The organism is Pseudomonas sp. K5002, assembly GCF_013386655.1.
GTDB lineage: Bacteria > Pseudomonadota > Gammaproteobacteria > Pseudomonadales > Pseudomonadaceae > Aquipseudomonas.
In genome coordinates this window covers 1-2,630 of sequence record NZ_JACARK010001001.1, presented here as the reverse complement: position 1 = coordinate 2,630, position 2,630 = coordinate 1, and the positions used below count along the sequence as shown (strand labels likewise).

Here is a 2,630-nt window from a genome sequence, read left to right as displayed (position 1 = left end):
GCAGGCGGCTTTCGGCGTAGGTGTCGGCCGGGTCATCCTCGGCCTTGCCGATGCGCAGGTACGGGTCGGCGAACAGGCCCATGTCGTACTTGGCGCCGAGCACTTCGCGCACGGCGTTGTCGATGTCGCTCTGTTCGATCTCGCCGGACTTCAGCAGGCCGGGCAATTCCTTGCCGTAGAGCGAGTCGTTCATGCTCATGTCGATGCCGGCCTTGATCGCCAGCTTGGCGGCTTCACGCCCGTCCTTGGCCACGCCGTGCTTGATCAGCTCGAAGATCGCACCGTGGTCGCTCACGGCCAGGCCCTTGAAGCCCCAGTCCTTGCGCAGCAGGTCGTTCATCAGCCAGGTGTTGGCGGTGGCGGGTACGCCGTTGATCGAGTTCAGCGCAACCATCACGCCACCGGCGCCGGCCTTGATGGCGGCGTGGTAGGGCGGCAGGTAGTCCTGGTACATCTTGACCGGGCTCATGTCGACCACGTTGTAGTCGCGACCGCCTTCCACCGCGCCATACAGGGCGAAGTGCTTGACGCTGGCCATGATGCTGTCGGCCTTGGCCGGGCTGCTGCCCTGGAAGGCCTTGACCATCACTTCGGCAATGCGCGAGGTCAGGTAGGTGTCTTCGCCAAAGCCTTCGGAGGTACGGCCCCAGCGCGGGTCGCGGGAGATGTCGACCATCGGCGCGAAGGTGATGTCGAGGCTGTCGGCGGCAGCTTCCTGGGCGGCGATGCGCCCGGAGTGGCCGATGGCGTCCATGTCCCAGCTGGAAGCCAGGGCCAGGCTGATGGGGAATATCGTGCGGTGGCCGTGGATCACGTCATAGGCGAAGAACATCGGGATCTTCAACCGGCTGCGCATGGCTGCGTCCTGCATCGGACGGTTTTCCGGGCGGGTTATCGAATTGAAGGTGCCGCCGATGCGACCGGCGGCGATTTCCTTGCGGATCAGTTCGCGGGGCATTTCGGGGCCGATGCTGATCAGGCGCAATTGGCCGATCTTCTCATCAAGGGTCATCTGCTTGAGCAGGTCACTGACGAAGGCGTCCTTGTCCTTGAGCACTGCGGGCTTTGTTTCGGCTAATACGGAATGAGTGGCCAAACTGACAACAAGGCCCAGCAAACACAGCTTCTTCATGAAAATCCTTTCTCGCAGCCTTGGGACCGGAGAGCGTCTATTGTTGTTCGGGTGTTGTTCAGATAAATACCGCACACTTCTGAACTCTTATTGGCGCTGGGCATCTTTTAGCTGATTGGCACGATGCAATCCAGTGGGTGGTGGCGGATTATGCCCTAAGCCCGTGGCTAACGCGTCAGTCGGTAAATTTCATAGGTTTGGCAGGAGAAACACCATGCAAGCAGCACAAGGTTACCGTTGGGGCTGGAAGGCCGTGGCATTGATACTGGTGAGCACCGTGCTGAGCGGTTGCGGCATCAACAAGATCCCGACCCTGGACGAACAGGCCAAGGCGGCCTGGGCCCAGGTGCAGAACCAGTACCAGCGGCGCGCCGACCTGATCCCCAACCTGGTGGAAGTGGTCAAGGGCTACGCCGCCCATGAACAGGACACCCTGACGGCCGTGATCGAAGCGCGGGCCAAGGCCACCTCGATCCAGGTGGACGCCAGCACCCTCGACAATCCCGAGAAACTCAAGCAGTTCCAGCAAGCCCAGGACGGTTTGAGCGGTGCACTCAGCCGTTTGATGGTGGTGTCCGAGCGCTACCCGGACCTGAAGGCCAACCAGAACTTCCTGGCCCTGCAATCGCAGCTTGAAGGCACCGAAAATCGCATCGCCGTGGCCCGCCGCGACTTTATCCAGGCAGTGCAGGCCTACAACACCGAGATCCGCACCTTCCCTGGCCGCCTGTGGCACAGCGTGATGTACAGCGACTTGCCGGTCCGCGCCAACTTCGAGGCCACGAGTGCCGATGCCGATAAAGCGCCGCAAGTGAAATTCTGATGGGCAAGCGCGCTTGGCTGATGGCGGCGGTGCTGCTGGCCTTCAGCCTGACCGCCCAGGCCGCCCTGAATTTCCCGGCCCTGACCGGACGGGTGGTGGACAACGCCCAGATGATCGACCCGGCCGTGCGTGCGCAGCTGACCCAGCAGTTGCAGGCGCTGGAGCAGACCAGCGGCGACCAGATCGTGGTGGTCACCGTGCCCGACCTGCAAGGCGTGCCCATTGAAGACTTCGGTTATCAACTGGGCCGCGCGTGGGGCATCGGCCAGAAGGGCAAGGACAACGGCGCCCTGCTGATCGTCGCCCGGGATGAGCACAAGATTCGCATCGAAGTGGGTTATGGCCTGGAAGGCGTGCTCACGGATGCGCAGTCCTGGGTGATCATCAACCAGGTGATCGCCCCGGCGTTCAAGGCGGGCAACTACAGCAAGGGCATCAGCGACGGCGTGGCGGCGATGCTGCAGGTGGTGGGCGGCGATCCGCTGGCCGTACCGGCGCATGTGTCCGAGGCCAACTTCGCCAAGCAAAACCCGGGCATTTCCATTGGCCTGTTCATCCTGTTGCTGGCAGTGTTGTGGCTGTGCAATCGCATGGGCCTGCCCGTTGGCGCTATCCTGCTGGCGATTCTTAGCAGCAGCGGTCGTGGCGGCGGGGGAGGCGGTGGCGGTGGTGGCT

3 protein-coding genes are annotated in these 2,630 nt (G+C 62.7%); 2 read left to right on the top strand and 1 reads right to left on the bottom strand.

The features are described from left to right. On the bottom strand, positions 1-1,132 hold a 1,132-nt coding region (bglX, locus tag HX846_RS32390), incomplete at its 3' end, for a beta-glucosidase BglX (RefSeq protein WP_178966968.1). A 214-nt stretch (positions 1,133-1,346) separates the two neighbouring features. Between bglX and HX846_RS32385 the strand changes: the two genes are divergently transcribed. After that, complete coding sequence (locus HX846_RS32385; protein ID WP_003209150.1) at positions 1,347-1,955, top strand: LemA family protein; 609 nt, start codon at positions 1,347-1,349, stop codon at positions 1,953-1,955. Next, positions 1,955-2,630, top strand: a 676-nt coding sequence (locus tag HX846_RS32380) for a YgcG family protein (protein WP_178966967.1), incomplete at its 3' end; no start/stop codon positions are given. The genes HX846_RS32385 and HX846_RS32380, both read left to right, overlap by 1 nt.